The sequence below is a fragment of the Algisphaera agarilytica genome, assembly GCF_014207595.1.
Taxonomy (GTDB): domain Bacteria; phylum Planctomycetota; class Phycisphaerae; order Phycisphaerales; family Phycisphaeraceae; genus Algisphaera; species Algisphaera agarilytica.
The window spans coordinates 2,140,935-2,156,044 of sequence record NZ_JACHGY010000001.1; the positions used below are offsets into that span (position 1 = coordinate 2,140,935).

General features: G+C 63.3%; 13 protein-coding genes and 1 tRNA gene. 9 read left to right on the top strand and 5 right to left on the bottom strand.

Annotated features, from left to right (window positions below; genetic code table 11):
- The first annotated feature begins 26 nt into the window (after window positions 1–26).
- Complete coding sequence (locus tag HNQ40_RS09155; protein ID WP_184677541.1) at window positions 27–1,085, top strand: N5-glutamine methyltransferase family protein; 1,059 nt, start codon at window positions 27–29, stop codon at window positions 1,083–1,085.
- Window positions 1,086–1,158: 73 nt separating this feature from the next.
- On the opposite strand, the gene HNQ40_RS09160 is transcribed toward HNQ40_RS09155, so the two are convergent.
- A complete protein-coding gene (locus HNQ40_RS09160) occupies window positions 1,159–1,875 on the bottom strand; it encodes a hypothetical protein (protein ID WP_184677542.1) in 717 nt (238 codons plus the stop codon).
- Window positions 1,876–2,033: 158 nt separating this feature from the next.
- Window positions 2,034–2,675, bottom strand: coding sequence for an HNH endonuclease (locus HNQ40_RS09165; RefSeq protein ID WP_184677543.1), 642 nt, complete (start codon window positions 2,673–2,675; stop codon window positions 2,034–2,036).
- Window positions 2,676–2,871: 196 nt separating this feature from the next.
- On the opposite strand from HNQ40_RS09165, the gene HNQ40_RS09170 reads away from it, so the two are divergent.
- Window positions 2,872–2,954, top strand: a tRNA-Tyr gene (locus tag HNQ40_RS09170).
- A gap of 99 nt (window positions 2,955–3,053) precedes the next feature.
- Here HNQ40_RS09170 and HNQ40_RS09175 read toward each other — a convergent pair.
- The 3 genes from HNQ40_RS09175 to HNQ40_RS09185 all read right to left on the bottom strand — a co-directional run bounded on the left by HNQ40_RS09175 (window position 3,054) and on the right by HNQ40_RS09185 (window position 6,399).
- Complete coding sequence (locus HNQ40_RS09175; protein ID WP_184677544.1) at window positions 3,054–3,329, bottom strand: zinc ribbon domain-containing protein; 276 nt, start codon at window positions 3,327–3,329, stop codon at window positions 3,054–3,056.
- 2 nt (window positions 3,330–3,331) lie between these two features.
- On the bottom strand, window positions 3,332–4,813 hold the full coding sequence (gene dnaA / locus HNQ40_RS09180; protein ID WP_184677545.1) for a chromosomal replication initiator protein DnaA: 1,482 nt from the start codon (window positions 4,811–4,813) through the stop codon (window positions 3,332–3,334).
- A 638-nt stretch (window positions 4,814–5,451) separates the two neighbouring features.
- Window positions 5,452–6,399 carry a GNAT family N-acetyltransferase gene (locus tag HNQ40_RS09185; RefSeq protein ID WP_184677546.1) on the bottom strand — a complete coding sequence of 316 codons (948 nt, stop codon included), beginning with the start codon at window positions 6,397–6,399 and terminating at the stop codon, window positions 5,452–5,454.
- Between the two features lie 109 nt (window positions 6,400–6,508).
- Between HNQ40_RS09185 and HNQ40_RS09190 the strand changes: the two genes are divergently transcribed.
- From HNQ40_RS09190 to argH, 7 genes are all read left to right on the top strand, one after another.
- A complete protein-coding gene (locus HNQ40_RS09190) occupies window positions 6,509–7,114 on the top strand; it encodes a sigma-70 family RNA polymerase sigma factor (protein WP_184677547.1) in 606 nt (201 codons plus the stop codon).
- Window positions 7,115–7,131: 17 nt separating this feature from the next.
- Entirely contained in the window at window positions 7,132–7,398 is a 267-nt protein-coding gene (locus tag HNQ40_RS18105) for an anti-sigma factor family protein (RefSeq protein WP_221435451.1), read from the top strand.
- A 115-nt stretch (window positions 7,399–7,513) separates the two neighbouring features.
- A complete protein-coding gene (locus HNQ40_RS09200) occupies window positions 7,514–8,344 on the top strand; it encodes a spondin domain-containing protein (RefSeq protein ID WP_184679216.1) in 831 nt (276 codons plus the stop codon).
- Window positions 8,345–8,613: 269 nt separating this feature from the next.
- Window positions 8,614–9,264 carry a response regulator gene (locus HNQ40_RS09205; protein ID WP_184677548.1) on the top strand — a complete coding sequence of 217 codons (651 nt, stop codon included), beginning with the start codon at window positions 8,614–8,616 and terminating at the stop codon, window positions 9,262–9,264.
- Window positions 9,265–9,306: 42 nt separating this feature from the next.
- Complete coding sequence (locus HNQ40_RS09210; protein ID WP_184677549.1) at window positions 9,307–11,700, top strand: HDOD domain-containing protein; 2,394 nt, start codon at window positions 9,307–9,309, stop codon at window positions 11,698–11,700.
- Window positions 11,701–11,811: 111 nt separating this feature from the next.
- Window positions 11,812–12,981: a response regulator gene (locus HNQ40_RS09215; RefSeq protein ID WP_184677550.1), complete on the top strand. Its 1,170-nt coding sequence runs from the start codon at window positions 11,812–11,814 to the stop codon at window positions 12,979–12,981.
- A 666-nt stretch (window positions 12,982–13,647) separates the two neighbouring features.
- A complete protein-coding gene (argH, locus tag HNQ40_RS09220) occupies window positions 13,648–15,069 on the top strand; it encodes an argininosuccinate lyase (RefSeq protein WP_184677551.1) in 1,422 nt (473 codons plus the stop codon).
- Window positions 15,070–15,110 lie beyond the last annotated feature (41 nt).

Consider the following 15,110-nt stretch of genomic DNA (forward strand, 5'->3'; position numbering starts at 1 on the left):
CTGTTTTCCTGCCCTACCATGTCCCCATGGACACCTGGACGACCCGCAAGCTCCTGTCATGGACGACCCAGCATTTTGAGGACAAGGGCGTGGATTCCCCCCGCGTCGCGGCGGAGATGCTGCTCGGGCATGTCTTGGATGTCCCCCGATTGAAGCTGTACATGGAGCCGGACCGTCCCGCTTCCGAAGAGGAACGGCAGACGTTTCGCGAACTGGTCACCCGGGCGGGCAAGCATGAGCCTGTAGATTACCTCATCGGCAAAGCCCCGTTTTTCGGGCTGGAGCTGCGGGTGACTCCCGCGGTGCTCATCCCCCGACCGAGCACCGAGACGATCATCGAGTATGTCCTGCAAGCGGTGCGCTCGCCCCAACGCGTGGCTGAGGCGCTTCCGGTATTCGCTGAAGAGCAGGTCCAACCCCGCGATTCAGCATCGGCCCCCGCCGGCGAACTCACCTACGAACCCGAGCCGATGCCGGAAGAATCCCAGACCGAGTCGGAAGCCATCGCGACCGAGCAGGAAGACTCCGCGTTTGAGCCGCCCGCTCCCAAGCCCGCGCCGGGTTTCAACGGCCGGATCGCCGACGTCTGCACCGGCAGCGGCGCGATTGCTGTGACCCTGGCGACGCAGCTGCCCGAAGCCACCTTCGTCGCCACCGACCTCAGCGAAGACGCTTTGGCAATCGCCCGACAGAACGCCGAGGACCACGGCGTGGCCGACCGCATCGAGTTCCGCCACGGCAGCCTCTACGAGCCGTTGGGCGATGAGCGTTTTGATTTCGTGTTGAGCAACCCGCCGTACATCAGCGACGCGGAGTGGGCCGAGGTGTTGCCCAACGTGAAAGACTACGAGCCGACGATGGCGCTGCGCAGCGGTGCCGACGGACTGGACCACCTGCGTCCGCTGATCGCCGACGCCTCCCGCTATCTCTTGCCTCAAGGACAAATCCTGCTGGAGATGTCTTCGACCCAGGCGGACGCGGTTGAGCGCTTCGCCTCGGAAGCGGGGCTCAGCGACATCGCGGTGTTGAAAGACCACGAAGAGTTCCCACGGATCGTTGTGGGTCGGGCCACGGGTGCGCAATAAAAAACCGCTTGCGGTTTATCGCTCCGGGATTGGTGCGCTATACCGCAAGCGGTTGAGTTTTGTCTTCGATGACTTACCGCATCACAACGGTCTCGCCAACCAACCGCACGGGCTGCTGACGGAGCTTGTTGTTGCTGGTGAGCGTGCCGGGGGTGGTGTAGGTGTAGGCACGGGTGCGGCGGACCATGACCGGCTGGAGGACGGGGTTGCCTTCGCTGTCGAGGACGGGCTCGCCGGTGATCGGGTCGATCGCGGCCCGCAACACGGGCTTGCCGGTGCTGGGCGAGATCAGTTGCTTGGTTTCGCCGTCGGCGCCCGCGAAGAAGACGGTGAACTCATCCACGTCTTTTTGCGAGGCGGGCCAGATGGCCACGCTTTCCTTGGCGAAGTCTTCGCCCTGCAGCAGACGGCCCAGTACGTCGTCGGGGCTCTCGAGCAGGTCGTTGCCGAGACGTTCGGCGATGGCGGGGTAGACGTTCTGGGGGATCTGGCGGCCCGCGGTGACGATCCGGCCGTGGTTGTCCACGACGCTGACTTCGGGGATGAACAGGCGGTCTTCGTTGGTGTTGTTGATGACCTTGTAGGGGAGGTACCAGTACCAGACCATCCGGCCCTTGGCGTCGGGGACGGCGATGGGCTGGGGGTTCTTGACTTCGAGCTCAAACTCCCAGGTGGGGTTGATGATCGAGGGCTCGGCAAAGGTGCCGGGGCTGTCCTGGGCGGTGGATTGCAGGCTCAAGCCCAGAAGCACACAGGGGACCAGAGCGGAAAGAAGCAGCAGGTGACGCATGGGGCGGATTCCTCAGCGATGAAATTCGTGCCGGGAGAGTCTCGAACGAGTGATCCCAGCGGTCCCACAGTGTACGAGCGGGCCATCCGCAGGGCAACGGTTGTGACCGGTGTTCGGTTTTCGGACATCGCCCGACGGCCCGGGATGGGCTCGGGGGCCTATTTGAGCTCGACCGACCAGTAGGCGTTGTCCAGGAAGTTGCGCCAGGAGGCGTACTTGTCGTGCCCCACGCGGAGGCTGATCGCGGGGTTGCGGCGGGGCTTCACGGGCTTGCGGATCAGCGGCATCCGGGCCTGTTCCGGCGTTCGGCCGCCTTTCTTCGAGTTGCAGCCCACGCAGCAGCAGACCAGGTTGGCCCAGCTCGCTCCGCCGCCCTGCGAACGGGGGATCACGTGGTCGAGGCTCAGCTCGTTGGTCGAGAAGTGCTTGCCGCAGTATTGGCAGCGGTTGTGGTCGCGGGCAAAGATGTTGCGGCGGTTGAGCTTGACGCCCTGCTCGGGCAGGCGGTCGTAGCCCAACAGCCGGATGATCTTGGGTACGGCCAGATGCATGCGGACCGTCTGGACGTATTCGTAGGCGGGATCGTCTTCGTGGATCTCGAACTCGGCCCGGGCCTGGGAGAGCTCGGCCCAGTCGGCGAAGCCGTGCCCGGTGTAGCTGCCGTCGTCCACCCGGATCACTTCCGCCATGTCGCGGACGAGCATGGAAAAGGCTTTGCGGGCATCGACGACACGGATGGCCATCCACAACTTGTTGAGTACAAGCACGTGGCTGTTGAGTGCGGTAGGCGATCCGGTCATACGACACAAACCCTTTCTCACGATCAACGATATCCGTAGAGAATCCTACTCCGAGTGACGTTATCGGTCCACGATAAAATCGTGTGAAAACGTGAGTTGGGTGTGTGCGGCGGGCCGAACATGGGTCAACGGATCGGCAGGCTTTGCGGGCTCGTTGCCGAGCGGACGGCAATCCGCTACGCTATGCGGCTCAATCGGGCGAATGCCAGAGCGGCCAATTGGGACGGGCTGTAAACCCGTTGGCTTACGCCTACGCAGGTTCGAATCCTGCTTCGCCCACTACCCGGTGGCTTTTCATCCCAACCCGGCTTGAAAGCGACCAACGATCTACCCCGGCCTTTGGTCGGGGTTATTCGTTGGTTTTTCGCAGGCATACGCTCACCAGAACCTGCCCCCACCCAGCAGGAACCAGAAGAACGAAATCAGCAGCAACGCCGCGGTGAGGATGTAAATCCCCCGCTTCCACGACGGGGCGGCGGGGTCGAGCTCTCCGTCTTCATCGTCGTAGATCGGCAGGTCCAGGCCGTCGTACATCGTGTCGTCCGACCAGCCGGTTTCTTCATCCGAGCCGCACTCGGGGCAGGCCAAAGCGCCGCTGGGCACCTTCGCGCCGCAGTTGGGGCAGTCGAACGTGACACGGTGCTGCTTGGCCATGCTCAGGCCGCCACGTTTTGCATCACTCGGCGGCGCAGGTCTTCGACGAGTTGCACTGGCGTGGTCGCGTCGGGCTGGCCGGGCAGGAGCATGGGCTGGTTGTCTTCGAGTTGGCGGGTCATGCGTTGCACGGCCGTGACCACCGTGGAGTGGCTGGGCTTGTTCAGGGCCGCGGCGATCTCGGGGTAACTCAGCGTGGTCATCTGCTTGGCGAGGTAGACCGTGATCGCCCGGGCGAGCACCACCATGCGGTGACGAGACGAGCCGGCGACCTGCGCGATCGGCACGTTGAGGTGCTCGCACACGGTGTCCTGGATGTCGGTGAAGCGGACCGGGCGTTTGGCGGCGAGCTGACGCTGGTCCGCGAAGAGCTTCTCAGCCAGGGCGCGGTTGACCAGGCGCGTCGGGCCTTGCGGCTGGGCGAGCGTGGCCAAGGCGTGGAGGTGGGCGAGGGTGCCTTCGATCTCGCGGACCGAACGCCCCGCGTGGGCCGCCACCAGCTCATCGAGCTGCGATTGCAGCACCAGTCCGCGGTTGCTCGCCAGGCGGTTGATCAGCGACAGCCGTGTTGCCTGATCGGGGGCTTGGAGCTGAACGACCAGCCCCTGCATACACCGGCTGACCAACGCGTCGCTGAACTTCTTGATCAGCTTGGGGTGGCTGTCGCTGGCGAGGATGACGCGCGAGCCGGAGAGCTCGATGTGGTCGAAGCTGTGGAGGAATTCCTGCTGGGTTTTTTCTTTGTTGGCAAAGAAGCCGATGTCGTCGACCGCGAGCAGGTCGAGGCGGCGCATCTTCTTGCGGAAGGTGTCGAGGGTGTTGCTGCGGACCGCGGTGATGTATTCGTTGGTGAACTGCTCGCCGGTGGTGTAGAGCACGCGGGCCTGGGGCTGGCGTTCGCGGACGCGGCGGCAGGCGGCCTGGAGCAGGTGGGTCTTGCCCATGCCGCAGTCGCTGTGGAGGAACAGCGGCCCGGTCGAGGTGGGGTTGTTGTCTTCGGGGCCGGTGTCGGCGAGCGAGAGGGCGGCGGCGTAGGCCAACTCGTTGCACGGACCGACGACAAAGTCTTCGAAACGATGGCGGAACGAGGTTGCGGGTGCGGCATCGCCGGAGTCTCGTCGGCGGCTTGGGGATTGAGGCCGGGGGGTGCTGCCGGCAGCCGCGTTGTCGCGCAACGGATTGGGCCGGGCCGTGTCGGATTGGCGGGCGAAGCGGTCAGGCTCGACGCAGAGGTCCAGCCGCAATTCGCCCTGTTCGTCCAGCCCCGCCTCGGCGCGGGCGGCTTGGCGCAACTCATCCGAAAAATCGTTACGGATCTTCTCTGCGACGAAACGGTTGGGCACCGCCACGCGGAGCGTGTGGTCTTGGTCGCTGTAGTCCAACTGCACCGACGGCTGAATCCACAACTCATACCGCCGCTGCCCCACTTTTTGGGCGAGTCGGTCGGCGATGCGCGAATTGATACCGTCGTGGCGTGTGGACATGAACCACCTGCTCCTTTCCGCCGTGCGGCCTGCCGTGACGCGAGCCGGGCGTGGGTTTTTCGTGCGAGAGAGGGGTGACGTGTGATTCGCCAGAATGGCTGTCTGATGCGTCCCTGACTCCGCAACTGATTTTGAGATGGGTCCTTCCGAAATGCCCCTGACCGAGATCCGCCCAACCCTCTCCGTTACGACGTCGGCATCGGTGTTCCAGTCAAGCTCGACCTACACGCTCGGCGGGGCCGGCGTCGGGCTAAAGTTGACTGGCCTGTCCTTGGCGTCGTGGTCACTGAATCGTGACGGGGTGGCGTTTTCACACAGGCTGCGGATTCCTTCCGCGAAGATGGAGAATATGGATTGCCGCATGCCCTATCAACCTTGTTAGCACCGTGTTTATCGGGTTGAAATTCTCAGCCACAGAGAAGACAGCAGGTTAGAGCAATGATTCTTTTTATCCCCACCTCAAAGTGGACATGTGTACATCGCTGTGGATAACAGACCACACAATCTGAACGCCGCATTAACGCTTCGTTTACCCGGTGGTTACGAAACTTACACCGCTTATCCACCGCTCATGATCGTTAGATCCCATAGCCCCGCATCGAGTGTGGGTCCGGTAACCGATGGCGGACGGTTCGGGGTTAGGGCGTGTATATCAACGCGGTCTTGCGGATACTGACGCGGAAGCCCAGCCCCTGGTACAGGCGCAGCGCCGGGGTGTTCCGGTCGTCCACCGCCAGAAACAGATCGCCGCGGCCGTGCTTGTGCGTCAGGTCCAGGGCATAACGCATCAAGACCTTCGACAGCCCCTGCCCCCGTGCATGCGGGCTCACACCCAGATAGACCAGTTCGAATCCCGCGTTCCCGGTCGATTCCGCGAGCAGCAGCACCCCTGCGGGACGCCCCAGGCCGTCGCGCCAGACCGTCCAGTGGGCCGGATCGAACCGCCCGGTGGCCATGTGCCCGGCGATGATGTCGTCCATCTCGCGAAGTCCCAGCAGCCCGGGGCAATCCTGGGTGCCTTCGTAGCTCTCGGAGATGGCTTGGGAAAACACCGGCCGGGCGGACTCTGACCAGTGGACCGGCGTGAGGATTTCGCCGTCCAACGTCACCGGGGGCAGCGGGGCGAAGACTTTCCCGGGGCGCTGCATGTACGCCAACTCAGCGAGGAAGCGGAACCCGCCCGCCTCGAATGCGCGTTGCTGCAGGTTTTGGCCCTGCTCCAGCAAGGTCTGGATCAGCCGGATCTTCACCGCATCGACCTCCGACAAGGCCCAGGCGATCAGCTGCCCGCTCAGCGAGACGCGCCCGTGGGACCCGACGGGCGAAAGAAACAGCATCGCGGTCTTGCCCACGCCGGGGACGATCAGGGTCGACGCGGCCAAGCGCCTGCCGTCCCACGCGACCCACAGCCCCGACAGGTCCAGGCTGTTCTGCTGCGCAAATGCCAGGAAGGGCGCGACGGCAGGGTCGTCGGGGTTGCGTTGCCCGGTGAGCAAGACCGACAGGGCGTCCCTTTGCAGGGCTTGACCGACACGCTCAAAACGTGCTGTGGGTGCGGGGTTGGTCGGGCTGGCGGGTGGTGACATAGACGGCAACGGCGTACAGGGGGCGTGAGTGAGCGTGTCCGGACCCATGTGAGATCCTGAATCTCCGCTCGGCTGGAATAATCTTACCGGGCGTGCGGTTGATTGACCGGTGAGTGAGACAGACCAACCCCAGCAATGGCTTGATCAGCACGGCGACGCCTTGTTCGCTTACGCCTGGCGGCGCGTCGGTGAGCGTGAAGTGGCGGAAGACCTGGTGCAGGACACGCTGCTGGCGGCGTGGAAGCACCGGGACACCTTTCGCCGTGAATCGTCCAGGCGTACCTGGCTGATCGCCATCCTGCGTCGAAAAATCATCGATGAACACCGCAAGCGGGCCAAGATGCCTTCACTGACCGTGCTCCCCGAGGCAGGCGAGTGGTTTACCGGCCGGGGGCGATGGAAAGACAAGCCGTCTTCGTGGGGCAACGACCCGGTGGACGAGTGTGAGATGGGTGATTTCCGGCGTGTTTTGGCCGGGTGCATCGATCGGCTGCCCGAAGATCAGGCGGCGGCATTCAAGCTACGGGCTGTGCGTGATCTGCCCACGCAAGATTGTTGTAAGCAATTGGGCGTTACCACGTCTAACCTCGGGGTGCGGCTGTACCGCGCCCGCATGGCGCTTCGGCGATGCCTGGAGCTGGGGTGGTTCAAACCCACACCCCGAAGCAAGCCCGCGTCTGAGCCGCGGATGGGCCGGGTCGCTCCGGCAAAGTGACCTTTGGACCGTAGAGCATGGTGCGTTACCTCAAAGCCGGCCTCTTCATCTTGAGTGGGACCTGCGAGCAGGTCAGCCGGCTGATCTCCGATGAATGCGACCGTCCGCTGACTTCGGAGGAACGCTGGGCCAGCCGGGTCCACCGCTTGAACTGCAAGCAGTGCCGCCGTTTCCGTGTGCAGGTGCGCTTCCTGGAGTCGATGTTGGGTCGGCAACGGTTCGCCCCGGGACTAACGCCCCAGGCTCGCGACCGCATTTCACGGAGCATTCGAAAACTGAAATGAAATTTTTGATACCCGCTGTAATCGATCCTGAAAACCTCCGTCCAAGTTCTCGATAGCCGGCTGTGGTTCAGCCGGCAGATGTCTAGAACCTTTCGACAGCAGTTGGAGGAATATCATGCGAGGATTCATTTCGATCATTAAGGAACACAAGACCGCAGCCATCGTAGCTTGCCTTTTGGTGGGTACCTCGACCGGCGCGATCGCTCAGGCCGATGGCGACATCAAGGTGGAGGTCATCAACGAAGGCAACTCGGACTTCTTCCTGACCCCGGTGTGGTTTGGTTTTCACAACGGCCAGTTCGATTTTTTCAATAGCGGCGAGGCCGCATCCGCTTCGCTCGAAGCCATCGCCGAAGACGGGATCGTTGACGGATTGGTGGCCGACTTCACCGCCGCGCCCGGTGTGCCGGGTGACATCCAGGGGGTGGTCTCGAACCCCGCGGGCTTCGGCGGCGCTCCGGTCATTGACCCCGGCGAAACCGCGACCGGATTCGTCACCCCGATCAACCCCTCGGCGTACCAGTACTTCTCGTTCGCTTCGATGATCATCCCGTCCAACGACACCTTCATTGGCAACGACAACCCGTTCGCCTACCAGGTGTTCACCGATAGCGACGAGATCAACGACCCCTCCGGCGTGTTCACGATCCAGATCTTCGGCAGCGATCTCTACGACGCGGGCACCGAAGTCAACGACGGCCTGGGCGCCGCGTTCTCCGCCGCCGCGGGCGTGTCCACGGACGAAAACGGCACGGTCGGCCCGCTCGGCGACGAAAACCTGCTGACCTTCTTCGACGGCCAGACCGCCGCGGGTACGACCGTGACCGACTTTATCGGCTCCGGCGAACTGCTCGCCACGATCAACATCAGCATCGTCCCCGAGCCCGCCTCCGCGTCCTTGCTGGGGCTGGGCGTGGCCGCACTGGCGGTCCGCCGTCGCAAGTGATCCAAGACCCCCTCGGGTAGAACACTCCACCCCAATCGCAGCCCCGTGTGCCCCGTGCATGCGGGGTTGTTTATTGGGACCCGAATCCTTGAGAACCGTCACAACCCGCACGAGCCTCACAACCGCTGGGGTTTCAACTCGAGCAGATTAAGTCGAGTCGGACTTTCCCCGATGGGGCGGTTAGTGAAGTTGGGTAAACCCGAGCCGTATCCGCGGATCGCTGGGTTTGTTCGGCGGGTGCCGACCACTTCGATCTTGGGAGAAACGACATGGCTTCTGCAAAAGTTAACGGCAATCACAACGGCTCAAGCACGCATCAAGCGGGCAAGAAAGACAAGGCCGCCGAACTCTTCGCCAAACAGGTGTTCACCACCGGCGAAGCGGCAGAAGTCTGCAAGGTCTCGCAGCAAACCATCATCCGCTGCTTCGACGCCGGTCGGCTCAACGGCTTCCGCGTGCCGGGCTCGCGCTTCCGCCGTATCCCCCGCGAAGAACTGATCCGGTTCATGAAGGCCAACGACATCCCCACCGACGGCTTCGCCACCGGCAAGAAGAAGGTGCTGGTCGTGGACGACGATCCGAACATCGTCGAGCTGTTCACCGACCTGTTCAGTAACGACAGCCGGCTCGAGGTCCGCAGCGCCGCCACCGGGTACGACGCGGGCATCGTGTCGTCCACCTTCAAGCCCGACCTCATGATCCTCGACTACATGCTGCCCGACATCAACGGCAACGTGGTCTGCGAAACTGTCCGCAAAAACGATCAACTCAAAGAGATGAAGATCATCATCGTTTCGGGTGTCGTGAACCGCGGCGAGATCGACGCGTTGCTCGCCGCCGGGGCCGACGAATTCGTCAAGAAACCATTCGATTTGGAGAAGTTGATGCAGCGGGTCGAGGTCATGCTCGAGCTCGCCTGACGTTTGCCCCTCCATCCCAATTCCCCGGGGGCGTAGCAAGACATGGTTTCTCACGAACTCTCCAAGCCGCGCCGCATCGAACTCATCCTGCGGCAGATCGAGACGTTGCCCACGCTCCCCGCGGTGGCGACGAAGCTGTTGTCGTTGACCGCCGATGACGACTCCAACGCCAAAGAAGTCACCAGCCTGATCCAGAGCGACCCTTCGCTGACCGCGAAGGTCTTGTCGCTTTGTAAGACGGCCGACAAAGGCGTGCGTAATGACGTGTTGACCATCGACCGGGCGGTGGTGCTTCTGGGTTTCAACGCGATCCGCAACGCCGTGCTTTCCGTGAAGGTGCTCGAAGTCTTCGGGGGCGACATCGATGGCGACCTGGACCAGCCGATGGCCGGGGGCCGTCTCGCGCAGGACGCCGAAGGTTCGTCCAAGACGCGGCTGGACCGCAAGGGCCTGTGGCTGCACAGCCTGGCCGTGGCCATCGCCGCCGAGCAGATCGCCAAAGCCCACCGCGACGCCGACCTGCCCGCCGAGGAAGCCTTCGTCTGCGGGCTGCTGCACGACATCGGCAAGCTGGCGCTCGACCACGTGCTGCCGCGTAGCTACGGCCGTGTGGTCGAGTTGGCGGACCTGCACCGCAGCGACATCGCCGAGGTCGAGCGCAAGATCGTCGGCCTGGACCACCACACCGCCGGCAAACGCCTCGCCGAGCAGTGGAACCTGCCGCTGCGCCTGCAAGACAGCATCTGGCTGCACGGCTCGCCCTACGAAACACTGCCCCACGTCGAGCACCGCCGGATGATCGGCCTGGTCAAGCTCGCCGACGCCGTCGTCCGCGGTCGCCACGTCGGCTACTCGGGCAACCACACCCCGGGACAGGTCGAAGCCCTCGCCGAGCAGCTGGACCTGTCTCTCGACAAGATCCACGAAGCCACCGCGGACCTGTTCCCGAAACTCGAAGACCGTGGCCAGGCCCTGGGCATCCACGACGACCCGTCGCACGAGCTCGCCCTCGAATCGATCCAACGCGCCAACGCCGCGCTGGGCAAAGCCAACGATGCGCTCGAGCGCCGCTCCCGCGTCGCGGCGGGGCAGGCAAAAGTGCTGGATGTGCTTAGCACATTCAACGCCTCGGCCGCCCCGGCCCGTTCGGTGCAAGACGCCATCGATGCGGTCGTGAAGTCGTCACAACAACTCATGGGCGACGGCTTCTACGCCGTGATCTACCCCACGCGTCACCACGACGTGAGCGACCCCGACGCCGCGCCCCGCCCCGATGGCTACTGGCTCATCAGCCAGTACAACAATCACGGCGAACCCGCCGACGCCCGCTACATCGATACCCCGCCGCACACGCCCGACATCGCGGCGCTCGACGCGTCGCGATCGATCGGCGTCGAGCTGATGGGCGTGCTGCCGTGGATCGCCGACTACCTCATCGCCGCGGAAGACCTGCGCGACGTCAAGATGCTGCCGCTGCCTTGCGGCTGGGGCACCGTGGCGATCCTGCTGCACGACAAAGAGAAACTACCGGGCTGGGGCGTGCTCGGCCCGTTGGCGGGGACCTGGGGCAACGCCATTGCCGCGGCCGCGCAGCACGCCGGGGCGCGTCGGCTCAGCGAAGAGCTCGCCTCGGCCAACGCCGCACTCGCTGCGACGCAGGAAAAACTGCTGCACACCGAATCACTCGCCCGCCTCGGCGAGATGGCCGCCGGCGCTGCCCACGAGATGAACAACCCGTTGGCGGTGATCTCCGGACGCAGCCAGCTCATGAGCATGACCCTCGACCCGGGAAGCGACCACCAGAAGTCCGCCCAGATGATCTTCCGCGAGTCGCACCGACTCAGCGACCTGATCTCGTGCCTCCGCATGTTTGCCGATCCGCCCATGGCCGACCGCAAGCCCGCCGACCTCGGCACGGTGTTGAAGAACGTTGTCGAAAAGGTCCGCAAGGGTGCCGCCAAACGCAAGGCGAAGTACGGCATCGATCTCCAGGTGCCCGCCGGCATCCCCGCGGTCGAGATCGACGCGGCGCAGATCGACCGCGCGGTGACCGAGCTCTTGTTCAACGCGGTGCAGGCCGAGCCCAAGTCCGCGGTGTTGGTGAAGGTGGTGATCGATCCGCCGTTCGACACGCCCGGTAATCCGGACGTACCGGTCAACTCCGAGTCGGAGCCGTCTGTGCCGGTTAGCGAAGTTGCGGCCCAACGCACGCTGCACATCCAGGTGACGGACGATGGTGAGGGCATGGACGACCACACGCTGAATCACGCGTTGGACCCGTTTTTCTCGGCAAAAACCGCGGGCCGTCAGGTAGGCATGGGCCTGCCCCGTGCGCAGCAACTCGCACAGGCCCACGGCGGGTCGGTCCGGTTGCGCAGCGAGCTGGGCAAAGGAACCGTCGCAACTTTGTCGGTCGCACTCGATTCGCCTCAGTGATTGCCCGATGACCACGTTGGAGCAAGCCCGACCGCGGGGCTCTCGGCGAGACGAAAGGTCGTCCCGTTGACCGCGGAGCGAGGGTGAGTCGAAAGAAGTCTGGAGTTTCCCGTGCCCGCCAAGCGGACCCCCACCACCGCCAAGAAGAACAAAGCCCGCCGCCGCACCTGCCGTGTGCTGCTGGTCGAGGCCAGCCCCGAACGCCGCAAGGCCCTCGAAGCCTGCGGCACGGCCCACCGTCCGATGAGCGTGGTGCACGCCCCGACGCTGACCCAAGCCCGCAAGTACCTCGCCGACCATTCCGTCGACCTGGCCGTGATCGCCCCCCAACTCCCCGACGGTTCGGGCTTCGACCTGACCGCCGAGCTCACCCGGATGAGCCACACCACCGCCAAGATCGTGATCGGCGTCACCGAAGACTTCAGCAAAGCCCAGCAGGCCCTGCGTGCCGGTGCGGACGACTACATCGTCGACGGCCTCGAGTTCGAAGAGCTCTCGACCCGTGTCGCCGAGGCGCTCGACCGCAAGACCCGCGACAAGGCCCACGTCCAGCGCGTCGAACGCCTGCGTCGCCTGTGCAAGAAACTCAACGCCGCCCGCGAAGAAGTGTCGAAGCAGGTGGATATCCTCTGCAACGACCTGGTTACCGCGTATCAGGAACTCGCCTGCCAGATGCAGAATGTGGTGCAGACCTCCGAGTTCGACAGCGTTGTTCAGGACGAGCTCGACCTCGAAGCGCTGCTCCGTAAAACCCTCGAACACCTGATGGCCAAGCTCGGCCCCGCCAACGCGGCCATCTTCCTGCCCGCGACCATGGACGAATATTCGCTGGGCGGTTACGTGAACTACGACTGCACCAAAGAGTCGGCCGACATGCTGCTCCAGCAGCTCGCCGACAGCCTGGCCCCGCGCGTCGCCGCCCACCAGGACATGATCCACCTCACCGAACGTGAGGCGATCGAACGCTGGATCGGCCAGGACGCCGGGATGCTCGGCGATTCGGAACTACTCGCCGTGCCCTGCATGCACGACGACGAATGCCTGGCCGTGCTGGTGCTCTTCCGCGATGTGGATCAGCCGTTTGTTGAAGAACACCTGGACCGTGTCTCGGCCCTGGGCCCGCTGATGGGCGAGTCGCTGGAGCGGATCATCCGCGTCCACCACCGCTCGCTCTTCGACCCCGAAGACGCCGAGAGCTACGGCGAGTCCTACAGCGACGACGCCGACAACCCCTTCGGCGTCGACATGGACGACGACTACGACGACGAACTGCCGTTCTGAGTCTGTCGAGTTTGATGGTCCCAATAGCTGCGACGCCACGCGTCGCAGCCCCCCCTTCAGCGACGCGTGGCGTCGCAGCTATAACTTATCGTCCCCCTCTTTCCAGAATAGCGCGTGGTGTCCAGGCAGATACCCTGCGACTAATCGCTCGAAATGCGCTTGATCCTTCACTCGTTTCCCGCTTCCACCCCGCGACATCCAATCACGCTTCCCGAATGTCGAGTTGAGTTTGCGCGTCATGGAATGCCGGGCCGAGGATCGCAGCCCCTTCCAATCTCGATCATCGTTCCAGCTGAGCAAGGCGTGGACGTGGGTCGGATCCACCGCAACCGCATGCAACCGATACGCCAACGGCTCCGTAGCGTTTCGGAGTGTTTCGAGGATCAAAGCCTGTTGCTCTGGGCTCCAAATCACCGCGGCCCCGCTCATTCGCTCCCGGTATGCGGCCGCCGCTGTTTCGTCCGTAGGCATTACCCCGTCGTGATCCCGCCGGACATAGCCCCGCGGTCGGTCGGGCATCCACGACCCGTAGGTGTGCCAAGTGAAGAGGTAGCAAGGCATCGATACTCCCCGATAAGCAGAAAGCCGCAATAGCTGCGACGCCACGCGTCGTGGCACATCCACAGCGACGCGTGGCGTCGCAGCTATTTCGATAAGATACCGCCTATGAGTCAAAAACCCTGGGAACACGCTAAATCATCGGGCAGCGAGGGCGATCCGCTCGCGGCGCGGTTTGTCTCGTCGCTGGACTACGACAAACGCCTCTACAAACACGACATCGCCGGATCCATCGCCCACGCGCGGATGCTGCTGAAGGTCGGCCTGATCACCGACGGCGACCTTGCCGAGATCGAGCGCGGCCTGAGCGAGATCGAATCCGAGATCGACGAGCAGGGCGACGCCTGGCCCGGCTGGAAGGTCGAGCTCGAAGACGTGCACATGTGCGTCGAAGCCGCGCTGATCGAGAAGACCGGTGACGCGGGGCGGAAGCTGCACACTGGACGTAGTCGGAACGATCAGGTTGCAACTGATTTGATGTTGTGGCTTGAATACGATGGTTATGTTGGGATTCAATCGCGGTGGGAGCCGATTATGTCGGCTTTTGTCGACTTGGCTGACAAATACGGCCACATCGTAATGCCTTCTTACACACACCTTCAGCGTGCGCAACCTATCGTTGTCGGTGGTGAATTGATGGCGTGGGCATTGATGCTGCAACGTGCATTTAATCGTATTAGTTCCCCTTACCAGCTTCGTGATTTCTTTCCACTTGGAAGCGGTGCTATTGCAGGTTCTTCACTGCCACTCGATCGTCGCCATTCGAGTCAGGAATTGGGTAGTCCTTACTGGGATCAATTAACTTTAAACTCAGAATCGAGTATCGAAGGGACAGCCAATCGCGATATGGCGTTGGACTTTGTCTGGGGATTATCGATGATCTCAACAGCGCTCTCCCGCTGGGCGGAGCAGTGGATCATCTACGCCACGACGGAGTTCGGTTTCATCACGCTCGACAACCTGTACACCACCGGGTCGTCGATGATGCCGCAGAAGCAGAACCCGGACATGCTCGAGCTGATCCGCGGGAAGACCGGGCAGGTGTACGGCTCGCTCATGGCGCTCTTGACCATGTGCAAGGGCATCACCATCGGCTACAACCGCGACCTGCAGGAAGACAAGCGCCACGTCTTCGCCGCCTACGACGCGGTGTGCGACTGCCTGGATATGGCCGCGGCGATCGTGCGGACGACCACGTTCAACGAAGAGCGGATCAAGGCCGGCCTGAACCGCGGCTACCTCGACGCGACGAGTTTGGCGGAGTACCTCGTGACCAAGGGCGTGCCCTTCCGCACCAGCCACCAGCACGTTGGGGCGCTGGTCCGCCTAGCGGGTGAACTCGATAGGCACGAACTCAAGAAGCTCACCCTCGACGAGATGAAAGGCGTCTGCGACGCAATCGAAGAAGACGTCTACGACTGGCTCGGCCCGGAGAACGTGGTCAAACGCTACCAGTCGGCCGGTAACGCGGGGGTAAGCGGCTTCGAGGCGCAGCTCGCGTCATGGAAAGAGCGGTTAGGGAATAGCTAAGGCAATTTGCTCGGATGGTTCGGATTGATTCGGATTTGATC

Coding starts and splice junctions, on each gene's coding strand:
- HNQ40_RS09155 (WP_184677541.1), top strand. CDS start 27: ATGGACACCTGGACGACCCGCAAGCTCCTGTCATGGACGACCCAGCAT.
- HNQ40_RS09160 (WP_184677542.1), bottom strand. CDS start 1,875: ATGCGTCACCTGCTGCTTCTTTCCGCTCTGGTCCCCTGTGTGCTTCTG.
- HNQ40_RS09165 (WP_184677543.1), bottom strand. CDS start 2,675: ATGACCGGATCGCCTACCGCACTCAACAGCCACGTGCTTGTACTCAAC.
- HNQ40_RS09175 (WP_184677544.1), bottom strand. CDS start 3,329: ATGGCCAAGCAGCACCGTGTCACGTTCGACTGCCCCAACTGCGGCGCG.
- dnaA (WP_184677545.1), bottom strand. CDS start 4,813: ATGTCCACACGCCACGACGGTATCAATTCGCGCATCGCCGACCGACTC.
- HNQ40_RS09185 (WP_184677546.1), bottom strand. CDS start 6,399: ATGTCACCACCCGCCAGCCCGACCAACCCCGCACCCACAGCACGTTTT.
- HNQ40_RS18105 (WP_221435451.1), top strand. CDS start 7,132: ATGGTGCGTTACCTCAAAGCCGGCCTCTTCATCTTGAGTGGGACCTGC.
- HNQ40_RS09200 (WP_184679216.1), top strand. CDS start 7,514: ATGCGAGGATTCATTTCGATCATTAAGGAACACAAGACCGCAGCCATC.
- HNQ40_RS09205 (WP_184677548.1), top strand. CDS start 8,614: ATGGCTTCTGCAAAAGTTAACGGCAATCACAACGGCTCAAGCACGCAT.
- HNQ40_RS09210 (WP_184677549.1), top strand. CDS start 9,307: ATGGTTTCTCACGAACTCTCCAAGCCGCGCCGCATCGAACTCATCCTG.
- argH (WP_184677551.1), top strand. CDS start 13,648: ATGAGTCAAAAACCCTGGGAACACGCTAAATCATCGGGCAGCGAGGGC.